Annotated in this window: 16 protein-coding genes; 3 read left to right on the top strand and 13 right to left on the bottom strand. The window is 63.8% G+C overall.

Annotated elements, in window-relative coordinates; genetic code table 11:
- Positions 1 to 29 precede the first annotated feature (29 nt).
- Positions 30 to 1190 (top strand): adenosyl-hopene transferase HpnH, encoded by a 1161-nt coding sequence (hpnH, locus tag C2U70_RS14930; protein ID WP_140979048.1) that lies wholly within the window; start codon positions 30 to 32, stop codon positions 1188 to 1190.
- Between the two features lie 168 nt (positions 1191 to 1358).
- On the opposite strand, the gene C2U70_RS14925 is transcribed toward hpnH, so the two are convergent.
- From C2U70_RS14925 to C2U70_RS14900, 6 genes are all read right to left on the bottom strand, one after another.
- Positions 1359 to 2093: a phosphorylase gene (locus tag C2U70_RS14925; RefSeq protein WP_140979047.1), complete on the bottom strand. Its 735-nt coding sequence runs from the start codon at positions 2091 to 2093 to the stop codon at positions 1359 to 1361.
- The gene (shc, locus tag C2U70_RS14920) at positions 2090 to 4048 is read right to left on the bottom strand and encodes a squalene--hopene cyclase (protein ID WP_140979045.1); all 1959 of its coding nucleotides are present in this window, start codon (positions 4046 to 4048) and stop codon (positions 2090 to 2092) included. Before shc ends, C2U70_RS14925 begins: the two co-directional genes overlap by 4 nt.
- 71 nt (positions 4049 to 4119) lie before the next feature.
- Complete coding sequence (gene hpnE, locus C2U70_RS14915; RefSeq protein ID WP_140979043.1) at positions 4120 to 5370, bottom strand: hydroxysqualene dehydroxylase HpnE; 1251 nt, start codon at positions 5368 to 5370, stop codon at positions 4120 to 4122.
- On the bottom strand, positions 5370 to 6209 hold the full coding sequence (gene hpnD / locus C2U70_RS14910; RefSeq protein ID WP_140979041.1) for a presqualene diphosphate synthase HpnD: 840 nt from the start codon (positions 6207 to 6209) through the stop codon (positions 5370 to 5372). Before hpnD ends, hpnE begins: the two co-directional genes overlap by 1 nt.
- Positions 6199 to 7083, bottom strand: a complete 885-nt coding sequence (gene hpnC, locus C2U70_RS14905) for a squalene synthase HpnC (protein ID WP_140979039.1) — start codon at positions 7081 to 7083, stop codon at positions 6199 to 6201. The genes hpnD and hpnC overlap by 11 nt, the downstream gene beginning before the upstream one ends.
- A 216-nt stretch (positions 7084 to 7299) precedes the next feature.
- Positions 7300 to 7530 (bottom strand): hypothetical protein, encoded by a 231-nt coding sequence (locus tag C2U70_RS14900; RefSeq protein ID WP_140979037.1) that lies wholly within the window; start codon positions 7528 to 7530, stop codon positions 7300 to 7302.
- A 447-nt stretch (positions 7531 to 7977) separates the two neighbouring features.
- On the opposite strand from C2U70_RS14900, the gene C2U70_RS14895 reads away from it, so the two are divergent.
- The gene (locus C2U70_RS14895) at positions 7978 to 8469 is read left to right on the top strand and encodes a hypothetical protein (protein WP_140979035.1); all 492 of its coding nucleotides are present in this window, start codon (positions 7978 to 7980) and stop codon (positions 8467 to 8469) included.
- Between the two features lie 292 nt (positions 8470 to 8761).
- Here C2U70_RS14895 and C2U70_RS14885 read toward each other — a convergent pair whose 3' ends face one another.
- The 6 genes from C2U70_RS14885 to C2U70_RS14860 all read right to left on the bottom strand — a co-directional run bounded on the left by C2U70_RS14885 (position 8762) and on the right by C2U70_RS14860 (position 17556).
- The gene (locus C2U70_RS14885; protein WP_140979031.1) at positions 8762 to 11128 is read right to left on the bottom strand and encodes an efflux RND transporter permease subunit; all 2367 of its coding nucleotides are present in this window, start codon (positions 11126 to 11128) and stop codon (positions 8762 to 8764) included.
- A 199-nt stretch (positions 11129 to 11327) separates the two neighbouring features.
- Positions 11328 to 12131, bottom strand: a complete 804-nt coding sequence (gene eutC / locus C2U70_RS14880) for an ethanolamine ammonia-lyase subunit EutC (protein WP_140979029.1) — start codon at positions 12129 to 12131, stop codon at positions 11328 to 11330.
- Between the two features lie 6 nt (positions 12132 to 12137).
- Complete coding sequence (locus C2U70_RS14875) at positions 12138 to 13727, bottom strand: B12-binding domain-containing radical SAM protein (protein WP_140979027.1); 1590 nt, start codon at positions 13725 to 13727, stop codon at positions 12138 to 12140.
- A 174-nt stretch (positions 13728 to 13901) separates the two neighbouring features.
- The gene (locus C2U70_RS14870; protein ID WP_140979025.1) at positions 13902 to 15284 is read right to left on the bottom strand and encodes an ethanolamine ammonia-lyase subunit EutB; all 1383 of its coding nucleotides are present in this window, start codon (positions 15282 to 15284) and stop codon (positions 13902 to 13904) included.
- A 66-nt stretch (positions 15285 to 15350) separates the two neighbouring features.
- The gene (locus tag C2U70_RS14865; RefSeq protein ID WP_140979023.1) at positions 15351 to 17045 is read right to left on the bottom strand and encodes a methyl-accepting chemotaxis protein; all 1695 of its coding nucleotides are present in this window, start codon (positions 17043 to 17045) and stop codon (positions 15351 to 15353) included.
- A 49-nt stretch (positions 17046 to 17094) separates the two neighbouring features.
- Positions 17095 to 17556: a cache domain-containing protein gene (locus tag C2U70_RS14860; RefSeq protein WP_140979021.1), complete on the bottom strand. Its 462-nt coding sequence runs from the start codon at positions 17554 to 17556 to the stop codon at positions 17095 to 17097.
- A 767-nt stretch (positions 17557 to 18323) separates the two neighbouring features.
- On the opposite strand from C2U70_RS14860, the gene C2U70_RS14855 reads away from it, so the two are divergent.
- Positions 18324 to 19082, top strand: a complete 759-nt coding sequence (locus C2U70_RS14855; protein ID WP_140979019.1) for a sulfite exporter TauE/SafE family protein — start codon at positions 18324 to 18326, stop codon at positions 19080 to 19082.
- Between the two features lie 98 nt (positions 19083 to 19180).
- Here the strand turns inward: C2U70_RS14855 and C2U70_RS14850 are convergent, their stop codons facing one another.
- On the bottom strand, positions 19181 to 19759 hold the full coding sequence (locus C2U70_RS14850; RefSeq protein ID WP_246666757.1) for a TetR/AcrR family transcriptional regulator: 579 nt from the start codon (positions 19757 to 19759) through the stop codon (positions 19181 to 19183).
- Positions 19760 to 19769: the final 10 nt, after the last annotated feature.

Raw genomic sequence — 19769 nt, 5'->3', positions numbered from 1 at the left:
GAATTTCTAAGCCCAGAAAGAAACGTGTAATGGCTATACCCTTCTTCAAGGAAATGCGTATCGGCGGCTATTTGCTCAAGCAGAAGATGCTGGGCCGCAAGCGCTATCCGCTCGTGTTGATGCTGGAGCCGCTGTTTCGCTGCAACCTCGCCTGCGTCGGCTGCGGCAAGATCGACTATCCGGACGCGATCCTCAACCGCCGCATGACGGCGCAGGAGTGCTGGGACGCCGCCGACGAGTGCGGCGCGCCGATGGTTGCGATTCCCGGCGGCGAACCGCTGATCCACAAGGAGATCGGCGAGATCGTGCGTGGCCTGGTCGAACGCAAGAAGTTCGTCTCGCTCTGCACCAATGCGCTGCTGCTCGAGAAGAAGCTCGATCTGTTCGAGCCCTCGCCGTACCTGTTCTTCTCGGTGCACCTCGACGGGTTGAAGGACCATCACGACAAGGCGGTGTCGCAGAAGGGCGTGTTCGACCGCGCCGTCTCCGCGATCAAGGCCGCCAAGGCGCGTGGTTTCACGGTCAACGTCAACGCCACGATCTTCGACGGCCATCCGGCGGAAGAAATCGCGAAATTCCTCGACCTCACCGTCGAGCTCGGCGTCGGCGTGTCGATGTCACCGGGCTACGCCTATGAGCGTGCGCCGGACCAGGAGCACTTCCTCAATCGCACCAAGACCAAAAAACTGTTCCGCGACGTCTTTGCGCTCGGCAAGGGCAAGAAGTGGAATTTCATGCATTCCGGCCTGTTCCTGGACTTCCTGGCCGGCAACCAGGAATACGAGTGCACGCCTTGGGGCATGCCCGCCCGCAACATCTTTGGCTGGCAGAAGCCCTGCTATCTGCTCGGTGAAGGCTACGCAAAGACCTTCAAGGAGCTGATGGAGACCACCGACTGGGATTCCTACGGCACCGGCCGTTACGAGAAGTGCGCCGACTGCATGGCCCATTGCGGCTACGAGCCGACGGCTGCCACTGCAGCGCTGACCAACCCGCTAAAGGCAGCGTGGGTGTCGCTGCGCGGCGTCAAGACCTCGGGCCCGATGGCGCCGGAGATCGACATGTCCAAGCAGCGTCCGGCGCAGTACATCTTCTCGGAGCAGGTCCAGAAGAAGCTGTCCGAAATCCGCAAGGACGAGGCGGAGGCTGCCCAGGAGAAGGCTGCCCGGAAGGCTTCGACGGCCGCCTGAGCTACCAATTCGGCCCGTAGCCCGGATGGAGCGAAAGCGAAATCCGGGGCTCGTGCCCGTGGTGACCATCCCAGATTGCGCTTCGCTCCATCCGGGCTACGCGCAAAACCAAAAAGGCCCGATCGCCAGACGATCGGGCCTTTTTGTTGTTCGGTACGCCTGAGCCTCTCAGGCTGTCTCGGGGATCAGGCCTTCGTCGCCGACGAGATAGTCGCGGCAGCCGCGCAAGGAGCGCAGCGCACGGTTGAAGTCGATGCCGGTCGAGACCAGCGCACGCAGCGTGGTCGGATTACGGGCAACGCCGCGCAGCACGGTTGCGACGTCGATCTTGCCGTTCGGCTTGATCGCGGCACGCGCCAAGGCCGGCAGCGCGCGATGGGCGGGATCGCTGATCACGCGGATCGCGGCGAAGGGAAGCCCCGCCTCGGCGGCGTAGGCTGCCGCGATGTGGCTTTCCATGTCGACGGCCGCAGCGCCGGTCTCGGAGTGCAGCGCTGCCTTGCAGGAGCGGCCCGTGACCACTTCCTCGGCGCCGGCGAGGCTGCCACGGACGACGCGGCGACGACCGGAGGTGACTTTTTCGATCAGATCGTCGCCGAGCGCGAGGCCGGCGGCCCAGCGGGCGTCACCGGCCAAGACTTCGGTCGCGACCACGACATCGCCCGAGCGCAGGCTCGGATCGAGCCCGCCGGCGACACCAAAGGAGATCACGCCCCGGATAGTCTCGGGGTCCATCACGGTGAGAAGCGAGCGCAACTGCGTCGGGCTGCTGGACGAGCAGATGACGGTCATTCCGGGGCCGGCCGCAATGCGGGCCTCCTGAACCAGACCGGTCACAATGAGTATCGGTCGCAGGTCGATCGCGTCGCCTGCGGCAAAATAGGCCCCCGTCCCCAAAGTCACATCCCGACCCCTACCACCCTGCTGTTGGTGTTCCGAAGGTTCCTATACCGCGCCAGCGCCCACAACGGAAAGAACTTCGGGTAACCATGATAGCGTAGATAAAACACGCGGGGGAAGCCTGTCGCGGTGTAGCGCTGCTCGTCCCACAGGCCTTTTTGGTTCTGTGTGGCAATCAGGTACTCCACCCCCCGGGCAACTGCGGGGTTATCCACCTCGCCGGCCGCCATCAAGGCAAGCAAGGCCCATGCCGTTTGCGAGGCGGTCGAGGGCGCAGCCTCCCATCCCTTGTAGTCCAGCCTGTAGCTGACGGCGTCCTCGCCCCAGCCGCCATCCTTGTTCTGGATCGAGACCAGCCAGCCGGCCGCCTTCCGAATCATGGGATCCTGGTGGGAGACCCCGGCCATGTTCAGCGAACACAGCACCGACCAGGTGCCGTAGATGAAATTCATGCCCCAGCGGCCGTACCAGGAGCCCTCGGGGTGCTGGGTCTTGCGCAGGTACTCGATCCCGTCCGCTACGGACTTGCTGTTCGCCTGGGTCTGACCGAGCTGGGCCAGCATCGAGACGCAGCGCGCGGTGACGTCCTCGGTCGGCGGGTCGAGCAGCGCGCCGTGGTCCGAGAACGGGATGTTGTTCAAATAATATTCGAGGTTGTTCACGTCGAAGGCAGCCCAGCCGCCGTCGTCGCTCTGCATGCCCTCGATCCACTCGCGGCCGCGATTGATTGCGGTGTCGTAGCCCGTCGCGCCGTGCTCCCGGCGCATCCGGTCCATCGACATGACCACCACGGCGGTGTCGTCGAGATCGGGATAATGGGCGTTGTTGTACTGGAAGGCCCAGCCGCCCGGACGGGTCTCGGGCCGCTTCACGGCCCAGTCGCCCTTCACGTCCAGCACCTGCTTCGGGATCAACCAGTCGAGGCCCTGCTTGGTGGCTGCGACGGCTTGCGGGCCGCCGGCCTCGAGCAGCGCGTGCGCGGTGAGCGTCGTGTCCCAGACCGGCGAGACGCAGGGCTGGCAATAGGCCTCGTCGTCCTTGATCACGAGCAGCTTGTCGATGCCCCGGCGCGTGATCGCGCGCGGCGGGAAATCCTCGTCCTTGCCGAGCGCGTCGTACATCATGACGATGTTGGCCATCGGCGGATAGATCGCGCCCATGCCGTCCTCGCCGTTCAACCGCTCCTCGGTGAAGGCGAGCGCCGCGTCGATCGCGCGCTTGCGCAGGCTTTTTGGAAACATCGGCTCGATGACGCGCAAGATCTTGTCGAGGCCGCGGAACAGCACGAACCAACCCATGCTCTGGTGCGGCGCTTTCGCGGTCATACCGATGGAGCGCGGATCCTGTAGGAACAATTCGTCGACGCCGACGCCCTTTGGATTGCGCGCGAGCGGCTTCAGCGCCGCGAGCACCATCAGCGGCACGATGGTGGTGCGCGCCCAGTACGAGATCTTGTTGAGATGGAACGGCGACCAGAACGGCAGCAGCATGATCTCGATCGGCAGCACCGGCACCGCCTGCCAGGTCACGACGCCGTACATCGCAAGCAGGAAGCGCGTGAAGACGTTGCTGTTGATCGCACCGCCACGGGAGCGGATCGCTTCGCGTGCCCGCGCCATATGCGGCGCGTCGATGGAGTCGCCGATCATCTTGAGCGCGAAATAGGCCTTCACGCTCGCGCTCATGTCGAAGGCGCCGTCATGCACCAGCGGCCAGCCGCCATGGGCGCCCTGGATACGGCGCAGATAGTTGCCGATCTTGGCTTCGAGCACGGCATCGACCGGCTCGGCGAGATAGTGCCGCAGCAGGACGTATTCGGCAGGAATCGTGCAGTCGGCCTCGAGCTCGAACACCCAATGGCCGTCAGGTTGCTGGAAGCCGAGCAAACCCTGCGTGGCCGACGCAATGCTCGTTTCCAAGACTTCGCGGTCGGTCGCGTTCTTGTTGACGGAATGCATCTCGCTCGTTCTCTCTGATCTCTTCCTGAATTGAAAACCGGCGCTCTGTGCCGGAACGATCGGCCCGCTCTCTAGCGCAGGCCCAAAACCAGATCGGCGGCGCGATCGCCGGACCGGACCGATCCCTCAATGGTTGCAGGCAATCCCGTATCAGTCCAGTCGCCGGCAAGGAACAGGTTTTTGTGCGCCGTGACCGGCCCCGGACGCATGCCATTCTGTGCAGGCGTTGCGGCAAAAGTGGCGCGGCGCTCGCGCACGATCTGCCAGGCCGGCAAATCGCCCGACACCCCGCCCGCCTCGCAGACCTCGCGCCAGATGGCCTGCGCGAGCTCCTCGCGCGGCATGTCGACGAGACGGTCGCCATTGCTGATGGTGACGGACAGGCGATTGGGGAAGGCGAACAGCCATTCCACGAGCCCGCCGACCACGCCCAGGATCGGGGCCGCGCCCGGCGGCGGTGTGATGCGGAAATGCGCGTTGACGATGGCGCGGAACTCGGTCGGCGTTTTTACACCCGGCAGCAGCGATGATGCCGCACGCGGCGGCACCGCCATCACGACGGCGTCGTCCGGCCCGAGCTGGACAACGTCCTCGCCGCCGAAATTGAGCGAACTAACCTTGCCGTCCGCGGTCGTGAACGAACGCAATTCGTGGCCGAGCTGAACCGAGTGGCCCCGCTCCTGCAAATATTTCACTGCGGGCTCGATCAGCACCGCGCTCAAACCGTCGCGCGCGATCAGGGGACGGCAGGCTTGGCCACCCGCAAGCAGTGTCTCGCGCACGATGGCCCCGGCCAGGCCCGCAGAGCCCTCAGGCGGATCGACGTTGAGGGCTGCGAGCAGAAGCGGCTGCACCAGACGCTGATAGAGCGTGCCCTCGCACGGGATCGATTTGCCGACGAGCGTCTCGGTCGACGCCCAAACCAGCGGCGCCAGCTTGAGATAATCCATCAACCCGGTGTCGGGAACGCGACGGCTCTCGTCGAGCACCCAGGTCGGCAGCCGGCCCTCGCCGAGATCGAGCTGCCAGCGCTGGCCGGTGGCAAGGTCCATGAACGGAAACTGCGCGCGCTGCGGTCCGACCAGCCCGGCCTCGGTGCCGATCGAGCGCGCATAGGCGATCGCATGGCGATTGCCCGACAGCAGCAGATGATTGCCGTTGTCGATGGTGAGATTGGTCGCGCCGTCGAAATAGGAGCGGCAGCGGCCGCCGGCCTGCTGGGTTGCCTCGTGCACGGCAACCGTCCAGCCGCCATTGGCGAGCCGTACAGCGGCAGAGAGGCCGGAAATTCCGGCGCCGATGATGTGAACTGTCTTTTGCATCAGAGGAAAGCGTAACGGAGGAGGATGGCGATACGTGTGACCTTCGACACACGCACCGGCTCGCGCGGCGCCGCAAAACCGCGTGCGATCAGGAGGTCCAGGATCGCGTGGTAGTACTTCGACATGATCCGCGGCGCGCGCACCGCGCGGCGCCTGTTGCGGTTCATGATCTCGTCCGACTTCTCGAAATACGCTTTGGCGCGCTGTGCGAGCGGCAGACAGACTTTTGGCAGCGCGCGCTCGGCGATCACGCGGTTCGGATCGTTCGAGGTGATGCCGGCGTGCAGCAGTGCCTCGCGCGGCAGATAAAGCCGGCCGAGCGTCGCATCCTCGTCGATGTCGCGCAGGATATTGGTCAATTGCAGCGCGCGTCCCAAATGATGCGCGAGCTGAATGCCGTCATCTTCCGGCAGGCCGAACACACGCACCGACAGGCGCCCCACGGCGCTTGCGACACGATCGCAGTAGAGATCGAGCGTCGCCATATCCGGCGCGCGGATATCCTGCGGCACGTCCATTTCCATGCCGTCGACGATGGCGAGGAAATCCTCGCGCTTCAGCCCAAAGGTCTTCACCGAGGCGACGTAGTCCTTGAGCCGCGCCGGCGGACGGCCCTGATAGAGCGCATCGATGTCGTTGCGCCATTCCTGGAGTGCGGCGAGACGTTCGGCGCGCGGACCGTCGGAATCGGCGATGTCGTCGACCTGGCGGCAAAAGCTGTAGATCTGGAACATCGCCTCGCGCTGGTCGTGCGGCAGGATGCGCATCGCGGCGTAGAACGAGCTGCCGGACGCAGTCGAGCCATAATTGGCGCCGGGCGTAGTCGCCTCAAGCGTCATGTGCGGCCCCCGCATTGGAGGCGGGCCGGCGCCCGATCGCGCGGCGGCCGATTTCGCCGAGGATCCCGGCGAGGCTGAAGGTGAGCAACTCGAACTTGTTGAGATGCACACGCTCGCGCAGGGGATCGCGCACCTTCAACAGGCGCACGATGCGGTCGGCATAGGCCTGGATCACGGCGATGTCGATGCCAAGGCGGACATCCCTCACCTCCGCGCAAAGCGACTTGCTCTCGTTGAGCAGCAACTCGTTGCGCGCGGCGAGCGCCTGGAGACAGGCGAGCATCTCCGGCGGCGAGTGATCGAGCCCGAGCTGCTCGACGGACGCGCCGCTCGCAGCCAGCGCATCGCGCGGCAGGTAGACGCGGTTAAGCGCGTGGAAATCCTTGCCGCAGTCCTGCAGGTGGTTGTTGATCTGCAGGCCGGCGCAGAGCGCGTCGGAGGCCACCCAGGTCGAGGTGCTCTCGCCATGGACGTCGAGCATGAAACGGCCGACCGGCATCGCCGAGTAGCGGCAATAATGGATGACCTCGTCCCAATTCTCGTAGCGTAGCTTGGTCACGTCCATCCGGAATGCGACGAGCACGTCGAGCGCATGGCGCGGCGGCATGCCGCGCTCGGCCAGCGCACGGCGCAGGATCACGGCTTCGGCCTGGGTTTCGCCATTGCCGAGCAGCTCCTGCTCGAACAGGTCGAGATAAGCGAGCTTCTCGTCCGCCTTCAGCGTGGCGTGATCGGCGATGTCGTCAGCCGTGCGGACGAAGTTGTAGAACGCCAGAATGAGGGCGCGATGACGCGGATGAATGATCCAGGACGCGACGGGAAAATTCTCGTCGCGGTCACCTTTTCCGGATCGCAATTCGTTCGCAGAGGTCATCGAGGACTGGTTAACAATCGTCTGGCTGGACAAGGTTTTTCGGGCTTTGCGCGGGTTAACGCTGGGCGCGGAACCGTCGCGGCCCCCATATAGGGGAATACGGCCGTAAAACCAATCCTGTCTCTCGATATCCCGCCCTGCGGGCCAAATACCCTGCAGGGCTTGGGCCCCGCAGGATAGCGTTGAGGTCGCTCCAGGCGCCTATTGGGCCGGAGCTTACTGACCGTGGGTCTTCAGAACCTGGTCGCAAGCGGCCGAGATCTTCGAGCGATTCTCCTTCAGGCAGGCCAGAATGGTGAAATCGCCCTGATCGATGACGGGCCGGCAGAATTTCTGCACGTCGCGGGTGCAGGCCTTTTGCTCGTCAGCGGTGCCGCGCTGCTGGGCGACGGCCACCGTGGAGAGCGATGCCGACACCAGGGCGAGAGCGAGGAGAAATTTACGCATAGTGTTCCTTCATTCTGACGGCAGAATCGCTCCAATCCCGGACACCATTGGGCGAACGACCGGAATAGATTGTTCTGATGGCTTTGCCGCGGAAACGCAGCAGCGAAGAGAGCAGAAACACTGGCAAATGCGGCCAAATTGGCGCGGCGACAGCAAATCAGGCTTTCTCGCCCATTCTCCTTGGCAGATGTAAGATTTTGATACTACGGGATTATTTCGACCCCCCTCGTTTTAGGTGCAACCTGTTGCAGACATGCATCGCTCGCGCCTGCTCGCCGGGCGAACGCGCGCGACGAAAGCGCGCACAAAGCTGGCGAAGAATTGATTTTTGCGGATGCCTCTGTTGACAGGCTTTGAACCTGACCCCGTATGGGGAACACTAAACTTTCGATGCGGCGAGACGTTCTTGTTTGAGAGAGCGTCACTACTGAAAACGGGATATTCGACATGACATTCTTTGGACGACAGGCAATCACGGCGGCCGGCATTGGCGCAGCGCTGCTCCTCTCGGTCTCGGCGAGCCAGGCTCAGTCGTCCGGACCGTTTGCCGGCTTTGACGGCGCCTGGACCGGCACCGGCACGGTGTCGCTGTCCGATGGCTCCACCGAGCGCATCCGCTGCAAGGCGGACTACAAGGTCGCCGCCAGCGGCCTCGGCCTGAAGCAGGCGCTGCACTGTGCCAGCGACAGCTACAAATTCGACCTCACCAGCGACGTGACGAGCCAGGGCGACCGGATCTCCGGCAACTGGAGCGAGTCCAGCCGCAACATCTTCGGCAACCTCCAGGGTACCGCCGGCGGCGGCCAGATCGACGTGTTCGTCGAGGCCAACGGTTTTGCCGCCAATTTGTCGCTGCGCACCAACGGCACCAAGCAGACGGTGCAGATCAGCTCCAAGGGCGAAATTCGCGGCGTGAACATCACGATGACGAAGGGCTGACGTCTTTCACACGGTGCTGGGAATACGGCCCCCGGTTCTCGCGAGCCGGGGGCCTTTTACTGACATGGCTACGGACATGGACCCAATTCGCAGACATCTTCTCAAGGCCGCCGGACTCTTCGTGGCCACTCGCGCCTTCGCCAATGATCAGCAAGGAGCCAACATGCAGCCTCCGCGCACGATCGCAAGCTCGCGCTCTCGCGGGAGCAGGACTACGGCGAGAGCGATTTCAAGTTCAATCCGTATGGGATCGTAAAAGTCGAGGCGTGAGCGCGCCGCTCACGCCCGCGGCTCAGATCGCGGACTTGCCGGGCCCGTGAACCTTTTCGTGCAGATTGATCAGCCACATCGCCGTCGGCCGCAGGATAAAGAGGTCGGCGACCAGCGCCGCCACCATCGAGAAGGCCCCTAGCCAGCCGAACAGCCGCAGCGACGGCAGGTCGGAGAACACGGTGACGACGAGGCCGCAGGCCAGCACCACCGTGGTCAGGATCAGCGCAGGTCCGACCAGCACAGTCGCGCGCTCCACCGCAAGCGCCGAGGAGACGCCGGGTTTGCCTTCCAGCCGCAAGCGGTTGAGGAAGTGGATGGTCGCGCTCAGCCCGAGACCGAACGAGACGGTGAGCGCCACGACACTGGCAAATTGCAGGCCCTCCCCGAGCACCCACAATACGGTGCCCGCGAGCACCACCGGGAAGATGCCGGGCAGGATGCAGGCCAGCATCACGACCCAGGAGCGGAAGGCGAGACCGATGAACATCGCGACCAGTGCGAATTCGATGGTGAGCCCGTGGTTGAGTTTTTCGATCATGTTCGCCGAGTTGCGTGCGGCAATGGCGGCAAGACCGGTCACCGCGACCTCGTAGCCGGGATGCTTCTTGCGGACGACGTCGAGCTCGGCGTCGAGCTTGTCGACGATCGGCAGCAACTGGCTGGAGTCCTTGTCCGGAACGCGGCCGGCGACCACGACGGCATCCTGCTCGGCGTCGATGAAGCGCCGCACCAGATGCTCAGGGATCACGTTCACATACTCTTTGAGCGTCGCGACGTCAGAGCTGCCCGCCTTTTCCGAGAGCCAGCGGCGCAGCGTTTCGATCGACCAGACGTTGCCGACGCCGGCCGCCTTCTCGACGGTCGCATGGACGTCGGCGATGGTTTGCAGGGTCTCGGGCGAATAGAGATCTGCACCCTTGGGGAATGTGATCAGGACGTTGACCGGATTGGCGCCGGTCAGCTTGGCGTCGAGCCGGTTGCTGGCCGCGACCGCCTGCCGCTTGTCCGGCACCTGGTCGGCGAGCCGATAGCGCGGCTCGAGGCTGGCGTAGATCACGCCGAGACCCGCGACGAACAGCAGCGCGATCAGGCTGAACAGGCCGGGACGGCCTACCATGCGCACCGCGATCCAATAGCAGAAATTGCGCAGCGCCTGGACGCCGGCGTCCGCGCTCTGGAACTTGACCGCAAAGACCTTTTCATTGCGCACGAACAGGACGCCGAACACCGGCACCAGCGACAGCACCGCGATCAGCGCGATGATGGTCGCGGCCAAGCCCGCCTCGCCGAACTTGCGGATCAGGTCGGAGTCGGAGAATTGCAGCGCGATGAAGGAAATGCCGGCGGTCCCGTGCGTCAGCACGCAGGCGGGGCCGACCACCAGCACCGCGTTCTTGAACGCGGTGTACTTGTCCTGCCCCGCGATCAGCCGGTCGCGCGCTGCGAAGGTGAGCTGCATCGAGTCCGAGAAGCTGATGACCATGATGAGCGGGGTCATCACGTTCAGGAACATGTTGAGATTGAAATTGGCCCAGCCGAGCGCACCCAGCGCCAGCAGGATCGCGATCATCGGCGGGAACGCCGCCACCACCATGAAGGAGATCTTCCGGAAGAAGATGATGGCGATGATGCAGCCGGCAAGGATGCCGAGAATGTTGTAGGTCAGGCCGTCGCGCTCGACCGCGTTACGGATTTCGAGCTGCATGACCGGCACGCCGGAGAGCTGCACGTTCAATCCGGTGTCGCTGAGATCCTCCTTCATCAGCTTGCGGATCTCGCCGACGGTGACGCCGAGCTTGCTGGAGGCGACCACCGCCGGGTCGAGCGACAGCACGATCAGCGCCAGCGTGCCGTCCTCGGAGAGCAGCTTGCCGCGGATGATCTCGTTGCTTTTGACGATGTCGATGAACTTGTCGTAGTCCGCCCCTTGCGGCAGCTCCGCCGGGAATAGCGCCGCCGGCAACTTGCCCGGCGCCGGCGCCTGGCGGGCGGAGAACAGCGAGACCAGACCGCGCGTGCCCTCGACGAGCTGCATGTCGGTGACGAAGTCGCGCAGCTTCTCGAGGTTGTTGCGAGCCAGCAGGGTCTTGCCTTCGACAACGACGAGGACGTCGAACTCCTCCGCCGGGAATTTCTTCGTCACCTCTTCGTACTGACGGAATTCCTTGGTGTTGGAACGGAAGAGCTGCGACAGCGAATCGTCGATCTTGATCCGCTCGATGCCGAACACGGCGCCGACCATCAGCGCGATCAGCACCAGACAAGCGATCACAGGCGCCTGGACGGCAATCAGCCCGAGGCGCTCCAGTCCGAAGGCGATGGAGGACGCTGGTCCCTGCTCGACCTTCTCGACATGAACCTCACTCTCGCTGTGCTTTTCGAGCATGCCTTGTCCAGTTCCTAAATCGGCTCAATTGGTGAGCTTGATGCACCCCGCGACCGGGCTTGAAAACGCCATACAGATGGGGGGCTTGCCCTTTGAAAATACGCGGGAAATCGCCGCACGGGGTTTAGCAGGTCCGCCCCCGCACAAGCAAGCGCGCGGGAGGGGGCCAAACTGACAAAGATGTGTCGAAATCGGCCCTTCAGCCCGGCGTCGCGCCATTCGAATCAAACTGCGCCAATTCGGCGCGGGGCGCGCGGTCGGCGCTTTCGTCCTTGAGCGCCACGCCCGTGACCTGGCGCGCCAGTCCCTCGCGGATCAGCCAGGCGATCTTGAAGGCGGCCTCGTCATAGCCGAGCCCGGCCCGGTGGATGTTCGAGACGCAATTGCGCTCGGCATCGGTGCGGCCCGGCTTCGGGGCAAAGGTCAGATAGGCGCCGAGACTGTCCGGCGCCGACAGGCCAGGCCGTTCGCCGATCAGCATCACGACCATATCGGCGCCGAGGATGGCGCCGATCTCGTCACCCAGCGCCACGCGCGCGCCTGATGCGACAACGACATTGCCGACGGCGACAGCATCGCCCTCTCCGAGATGTTGCAGCAGACTCTTGAGGAGCGCGGTCGCATGGGCATGCACCGATGTCGGCGACAGCCCGTCGCCGATCACGATCGCAAGTCCGCCCGGCCTTGTTGCGAGGGCTGCGAGGCGATCGACCGAGGCCGCATCGAGTTGCCGCCCGCGGTCCGGACGCCGCAGATAGTCGCGGCGATCCACGGCCTGGCTTTGCACCGGAATTGCGTTGAGGCCCGCGGCCGCGAGTTCGGCCATCAACGTCTCCACGTCGAACGCGGCATGCACGGCGTCGCGGGCGCGCGCATGCGCCAGGGTGAAATCGAGCAGCGGCTTTGTGGGAAGGCTGGCGCCGCTGCGCCCGAGCGCCACCCGTGCCGGCGTCAGCGTCCGCAGGTCGAGGGTCGAGCCGTTACGTTCGACCGGACTAGACATGTCGCATCATTCGGCGGGAACGGCGGCCTCGCGCAGCTTGATCGAGTAATTCGATGCATTCTGCTGGCCGCTCGAGGCCGCGCGCGCGAACGAAATCAGATGGTGCGCGATCATGGTGCAGCCGATCAGGCCCTCCATGTCGCCGCGCCTGATACGGCCGAGCGCGAACTTCCAGAACTCGCGCCTGTAGTCGCCGAGCACGCCGACCTTCCAGAAGATGTTGCGCAGCATGATCAGGCCGCGCTTGATGTTGGGCCAGGTCTTCATCTCGTCGGGCACCGGCATCTTCAGGCGATTCACGTAAACGTGGTCGCATTGATACTGGTATCGTTCGAGAACCTTGGCCGGCGCGTAGGCGATCTCCATGCAGCGCTTCCAGGACGCCACGACCTCGTCATAGGGCAACAGGAAGTCGACGTTGGAATCGCGGCTGTCGTCGTCCTCGATCAGCCGCCCCTCGCGCTTGAGCCGGTCCCACAAGGGTGTCTTCGGCAAGGCCTGGAGCAGGTTGATCGTCAGGAGCGGAATGCGGGATTCCTCGACGAAGTCGATCAGCGCGTCCGCGGTGTTCGGCCCGTCGGTGTCGAGCCCCATGATGATGCCGGACACGACCTCCATGCCGTAGGAGTTGATGGTGCGCACGCCTTCCAGGATCGGGACCATCATGTTGTGGTCCTTCTGCATGGCGTGCAGCGCGTCGGGATCCGGCGTCTCGATGCCGCAGAAGATCGTGATGAAAAAGGCCTCGCGCATCTTCTCGAGGATTTCGGGCCGCTTGGCGATGTTGAGCGTCGCCTCGCAGGCGAGCCGCACCACGTAACCCGTCTTCTTCTGCCACTCGATCAGATGCGGCAACAGATCCATCGCCGCCTTGCGGTTGCCGATGAAATTGTCGTCGACGAAATAGACCGTGTCGGTGAAGCCGCAAGCGCGCAGGCGATCGAGCTCCGCGATGATCTGCTCCGGCGACTTGAGGCGCGGGTTGCGTCCGTAGAGGCCGGGGATGTCGCAGAACTCGCACTGGTAGGGACAGCCGCTGGAATACTGGATGCTGCCGAGGAAGTACTTCTTCACCTCGGCGAGCTCGTAGGCGGGAATCGGAAACTCCGTCATCGGGACGCGATCTTTCGCCGTCAGCACGACCTGCTGCTCGGGGCGCGAGGTGTCGCGCGCAAGACGCGCGATCAGCTCGTCGGTGGCATCTCCGAGCTCGCCGACATGGAGGTAGTCGAACGACGGATAATAGTCGGGGCAGGCGCTGACCGACGGACCGCCGAGGGCGACCGGAAGATCGAAGTCATGCGCGCGATTGCAGATGTCGTTCATCTGCTGGCGCTGGATGTGCATGCCGCTGACGAAGACGGCGTCCGCCCACTCGAACTCTTCCCTGGTGGCGCGGCGCAGGTTCTCGTCGACGAATTTGACCTGCCAATCCTCGGGCAGATAGGCCGCGATCAAGAGCAGCCCCTGCGGCGGCATGAACGCCTTGACGCCGGCGGTCAGCGGATAGGCGTGCTCGAACGTGCCGAAGGACGACGTGTAGCGTGGGAACACTAACAGGATATGCCGGATCGTTCCGTTGCTTTTTGCGCGCATCCAACTACCCCCAACGACCTTCTACAAACCGTGCAGAACAGACATAGAGACACATAACGTAACGCTGGTCCTCAAATTCCTCAATATTGTGGCACCGTCCTAATTCCTGAGACGTGCCAATAGTTTCGCCGGTTCACGCCAGCCTGCCCACTTTATGCGAATTCCGGGCCGAAGCTAGGCAATCAGCCGTGAAGCAAAATCGGGCAGCAGCCCCGCATCGCCGGCAATCCGGAAATCGGCGCCTGCAATGCCGGTCGAGGCCAGCCAATCGTCGAATTCCGGCGCACGGTGCAGGCCGAAGACGTCGCGGACATAGAGCGCGTCGTGGAAGGAGGTCGACTGGTAGTTAAGCATGACGTCGTCGGCGCCCGGCACCCCCATGATGAAGGTGACGCCGGCGGCCGCCAGCAGCGTCAGCAGATTGTCCATGTCGTCCTGGTCCGCTTCGGCATGGTTGGTGTAGCAAATGTCCACCCCGAGCGGCAGGCCGAGCAGCTTGCCGCAAAAATGGTCTTCCAGCCCTGCCCTGATGATTTCCTTGCCGTCATAGAGATATTCCGGGCCGATGAAGCCGACCACGCTGTTGACGAGCAGCGGATCGAAGGCGCGGGCGACCGCATAGGCGCGCGCCTCGCAGGTCTGCTGGTCGACACCGTGATGGGCGTTGGCCGACAGGGCCGAGCCCTGCCCGGTCTCGAAATACATGACGTTCTGCCCGACCGTGCCGCGCCTGAGCGACAGGCCGGCCTCGTGGGCCTCCTTCAGCAGCGCGAGGTCGATGCCGAAGCTGCGGTTGGCGGCCTCGGTGCCGGCAACCGACTGGAAGACGAGGTCCACCGGCACGCCCTGCCCGATCAGCGACAGCGTCGTCGTGACGTGGGTCAGCACGCAGCCCTGGGTCGGGATCTTCAGCCGCGCGATGATCTCGTCCAGCAGCCGCAGCAATTGCGCGATCACGGCCGGATCGTCGCTGGCCGGATTGATGCCGATGCAGGCATCGCCCGAGCCCAGCAAGATGCCGTCGAGGATCGACGCCGTGATGCCCTTGGCATCGTCGAAGGGATGGTTTGGCTGCAGGCGCGTGCTCATCCGCCCCTTCAAGCCGATGGTGTTGCGGAAGGAGGTGACCACCTCGCATTTGCGCGCCGCCAGGATCAGGTCCTGGTTGCGCATCAGCTTCGAGACGGCGGCCGCCATCTCTGGCGTGATGCCGCGCGCCAGCCGCTTGAGGCCTGCCGTGGTCGCGGCATCCGACAGCAGCCAGTCGCGAAAGCCGCCGACGGTCATGGAGGCAACCGGAGCGAAGGCGCTGACGTCATGCGTATCGATGATCAGGCGGGTGACTTCGTCCGCTTCATAGGGAATGACGGCGTCCGACAGGAATGTCGCGAGCGGAACGTCCGCGAGCGCCATGCGGGCCGCGATCATCTGCTCGGCGCTGCCAGCGGCGATCCCGGCCAGCCGGTCGCCCGAGCGCGGCGGCGTCGCCTTGGCGAGCAGGTCGCGCAAATCCGGGAAGGTGTAGCTCGTGGCATCGATGGTGTGGCGGTAGACCATTGCAATCCCCCGACCGCATCGCCAGCGATGTGACGGTCGGGCGGAAGACTAACATCGGAACCGGCGTTATGCAGCCCGAACCGTGGCCAGGAACCGGGCCATCTCCTCCTTGAGGCGCTTGTTCTCGCTCAGGAGCAATTCAGCGGAGGTTAGCACCTTCGAAGACGCCGAGCCGGTATCTTCGGCGCTGCGGTTGACGTCGGCGATGTTCGATGCAACCTGCATCGAACCGTGCGCCGCTTGCTGCACGTTGCGGGAAATCTCCTGCGTCGCGGCCCCCTGCTCCTCCACGGCAGCGGCAATCGCAGTGGCGATCTCGGAGACCCGACCGATCGTGCCGCTGATTTCCTTGATTGCCAGCACCGAGTCCTTGGTTGCTGATTGCATGTCTGCGATCTGGGCGCTGATCTCGCCGGTCGCCTTGGCCGTTTGCGACGCGAGCGCCTTGACCTCTTGGGCCACCACTGCAAAACCCCGGCCGGCGTCCCCCGCGCGGGCAGCTTCGATGGTGGCGTTGAGCGCCAGCAGATTGGTCTGTTCGGCGATGCTCGTGATCAATTGGGTCACGTCGCCGATGCGATTTGCCGCGTTCGACAATTCCATCATGCGCGCATCGGTCTGCTTGGTCTGTTCGACCGCCTCGTCGGCGATACGGTTCGAATCGACTACCCTGCAGCCGATCTCGTGGATCGAGCTTGCCATCTCCTCGGTCGCGGACGCTACCGACTGAACGTTGGCCGATGTCTCGCCCGAAGCGGCCGTCACGACGGTGCTGAGCTGCCGGGTTTCCGAGCTCGACCTGGTCAGGGCGGCGGCCGCGCTTTCCAGCTCACCCGACGCCGAGGCGACGTTCTCGATGATGCCGCCGACGGCGGCCTCGAAGGTGTCCGCCAGATTGTGCAGTTCGGCACGCCGTGCGGTCGCCGCCTCCAAATTCTTCTTCTCGCGCTCGGCGGTCTCGCTCTCAGCCTTGGCGATGGCCCGAACCTTGAATTCCTCGACCGCGTGCGCCATCTGGCCGACCTCGTCCTTGCGTTCCAGGCCAGGCAGCCGAACATCGAAATTGCCGAGCGCAAGTTCGCGCATCGCTTTCGACATTGCGATCACCGGGCGGGAAATGCTTCGGCCGACGACGAATGAAACGGCGATTCCGGCGAGTCCGATGATCGCGAGTGCAACCGCAAGCAGCCACTGCTGTTGCTCGAGCACGATGCCGGCACGCGCGATCTCGCGATCCTTCGTTTCGGTGCTCCGCAGGATCAGCGCATCTGCGAGCTTCTCGACCTCGGCGAAATTCCGCTCCGCTCCCTTGATGAACATCATGGCCGAACCGGCGTCGCCGTCCGCCATGTCAATCGCATTGGTGGCCTGCTTGACGTAGCCCGCAACCACGGCATTGAGCTTGTCGACGTCCTGCGCACCGCCCGCATCTGCCTGAACGGCTTTCAGGGCGTCCGGGATGGCGGCAACCGCGGCGGATGCCTCCTTTGCCATGGCCGCAATCTTCTTCTCGTCGGTCTCATTGGCCGCGATGGCCGCGAGGCGATACAGCTTGGCGTGGGCAACCCAAGCCCGCGCCGTCAGCTCGTTGGCGAGTTCTGATTGCCGTATCGGTCCAGAGAACAGGGCATCGACGGCGGCATGGTTCGATCTGAGGGCCTGAAGCGCAAATCCGCCGAGACCGATCATGACGACGATGAGAAAAGCCGGCGCGACCTGAACCTTCCAGGACAATCCCGCGTTCTTGAACCCGCCCAGCATGTCAGCCCTTTAGCTTTGTCGGCGGCCCAAAACTCTGGACCGCAAGATGTCAGGATTTGTAGATCCCGGCACAAACCGCGGTGTTGTCCAGCTTCTCGCAGTACATCTCCTTCGGCTCGACCTTCTTGCTCACGGGATTGACGAACTTGTAGTCCTGCCAGAAAGACGCATGCTTGGACGCGAGCTCCACCCGTTCCTTGACGAACGGCTTGCCGTCAACGTCCTGGGCGTCGATCATGTTCTTGCCGACGAACTTCATGTTCGAGCCGTGCGCGAGTACCACGCCGTCGAGCTGATAGACGACCACATAGAGGTCGCGATCGTGGAACGATCCGCTCTTGCTGGAGATCTCCGGATAGGCCTTGTCGATCCCCTGATCCTTGATGAAGCCCACGGCCTTCTTGACCATGGCAACGGCGTCATCCTTGGATGCGTTGTCGCCTGCCATGGCGGTTCCCACAAACGCGGTCGCGAGGACGGGCAGCAGCAGTTTCATCGACGTTCTGCGCATGAGGTGGCTCCTGATCGGAAATCGGACCTGGGGCGGAATGCCCAATTGCGCAACAATTGACCCGGGGAGCCAAATATTCCGTTAAGCGGTAGCCGGCGGGCCGGGGAACCCGCGTAACGGTTGCGGCCCTTCGGATACCTGCCGGAACCGGGTTCCACCGGCGGGTTCCGGGGCCGTCCGGGAAAAACGCCGAAAACAACCCCATGCACAGTAGCCGGGGAGCCGGCACGGCATTGCGGATTTTTCGAAATATGGCTTGACCCGTCGGGCAAATCAGTGGCATTATGCCATCGTCGCAGCGTGTGGGATCAACCGCTGCGAAACCCCTCAGAAAAGCGCCGATTCTCGTCCGCATTTGCGATTGCGGAGCAAGATCGCGCATTTTTCGGCGCGCCCGTTCCACCTCGCGGTCACGCCATTGACGAGACCGGCCTACATCAGCGCCAGCAAGATCAGGCCGAAAACCAGCACGACAAAACCCGTCGCGACCGCGGCCGCGAAGGACCGCTCCACGTTATCCATTGATGCCACCCCTGATCGGCGGGCCACGTTCCCCCATGGCCTCGCCCGAGCACACCTAAGGTTGAGGAGCGTTGTGGCCTAATTGGTTCGCGCCGATGGCCAGATTGGGACGACACCGGGGTCGTTGGCCCGACAAAATTGCACCGAGTTCAATGTTTCGATTGCTCCGCTATTAAACTCCGAACATTGTACCTCTTATCGAACAATTGCACCGATTGCACTGAGATAGGTTCTGGAGCAGTCCCATGGAGCTGACAGTCAGCACGGTCCTCATCGCCTTCGCCGGCGTATTCCTGATCTGCTTCATGAAGGGCGCCTTCGGCGGCGGGTTTTCAATCGTCGGCATTCCCCTGCTGTCCCTCGTGATGGACCCGGTGACCGCCGGCGGGCTGCTCGCACCCTTGTTCATCGCGATGGACCTGTTCGCACTTCGCTATTGGAAGCCGTCGACCTGGTCGAAGCCGGATCTTGCGCTGCTGTTGCCCGGACTCCTGATCGGCATCGGATGCGGCTATCTGCTATTCCGCGTGCTCGACCACCGCGCCGTGGCGATCGTCATGGCGGTCGTCACCCTGGTCTTCGTCGGCATGTGGTTTGCCGCAGGTTCGGGGGTGACCATTCGCGAGCGTTCGTCGCCAAAGGCAGTCGCGGCTGGCCTCGCCTCCGGCGTCACGACCATGGTCGCGCATTCAGGCGGGCCACCGCTTGCGATGTACCTGTTGCCGCTTGGCCTCAGCAAGGAAGTCTATGCGGGAACGACGAGCCTGTTCTTCACGGTCGGCAATGCGACCAAGGCGGTGCCGTGGCTGCTGCTCGTGCGACCCGCGGGCAATGTCTGGATCGTAATGGCGGCTTGCCTGCTCGCCATTCCCGGCGGCGTCTGGCTGGGCTGGCGGCTTCACGGAAAGCTGGACCAGAAACAGATCTTCCGGGCCTGCTACGCACTGCTGGTCGTCACCGCAGTGAAGCTGTTGTGGGACGGCGTGTCCGGATATCTCGCGTAAGCCGGCAGGCTACGCGAGGTATCTCCGGAGCCAGCTATGAAGACGTTCGTTCAGGACGGGCACGTCCAATTCCTCGGCCCTCTCGGCTTGCCAAATCGTCAGCGGCCCGACGAGACGCCCTTCACGAACAATGCGGCACACATGCGTGCACGCCGCTTCAGTTCCTTCCGGCTCGGCACGGCTGCACGGCCGAACAGCGCGGCGCGTTGCGGCTGAAACGCGAGCATGCCGAGCAACATGCCGGCAGCGACGTCGACATCGCCGATCGCGATGAGACCACGCGCCGCCTGCGCCTTCAGCCAACTCGCAAGCGTGCTTTCGGTGCGCCTGATCGCCTTCTGGTAAAAGGTCTGTGCCAGCTCGGGAAAATTCTTGCTTTCGCCGAGGATCGTGCGCTGGAGCGCGATGACATCCTCGTCGAGGATCAACTCGCCGCAGGCGATCAGCGCCTCTCGCAACGCGGTTTCGACGTCATCGCCGTCGCACCCCTTGAGTCGGACCTGGGATGCGAAGCGATCGAGCCGGTTGGTGATCGTCGCCTCGAACAGCGCCGCCTTGTTCGGGATCAGCCGGTAAAGCGTCTTCGTGGATACGCCGGCACCGCGCGCCACACTTTCAATGCTGGTCGCCGCATAGCCCGCCGACGCAAATTCGTGTCGGGCGGCGTCGAGGATCACGGTGCGAGTC

The sequence above is a fragment of the Bradyrhizobium guangdongense genome (assembly GCF_006483445.1).
GTDB classification, from domain to species: domain Bacteria; phylum Pseudomonadota; class Alphaproteobacteria; order Rhizobiales; family Xanthobacteraceae; genus Bradyrhizobium; species Bradyrhizobium guangdongense_A.
Note: the sequence above shows the minus strand (reverse complement) of the source record. Positions and strands in the feature narration are given on the sequence as shown.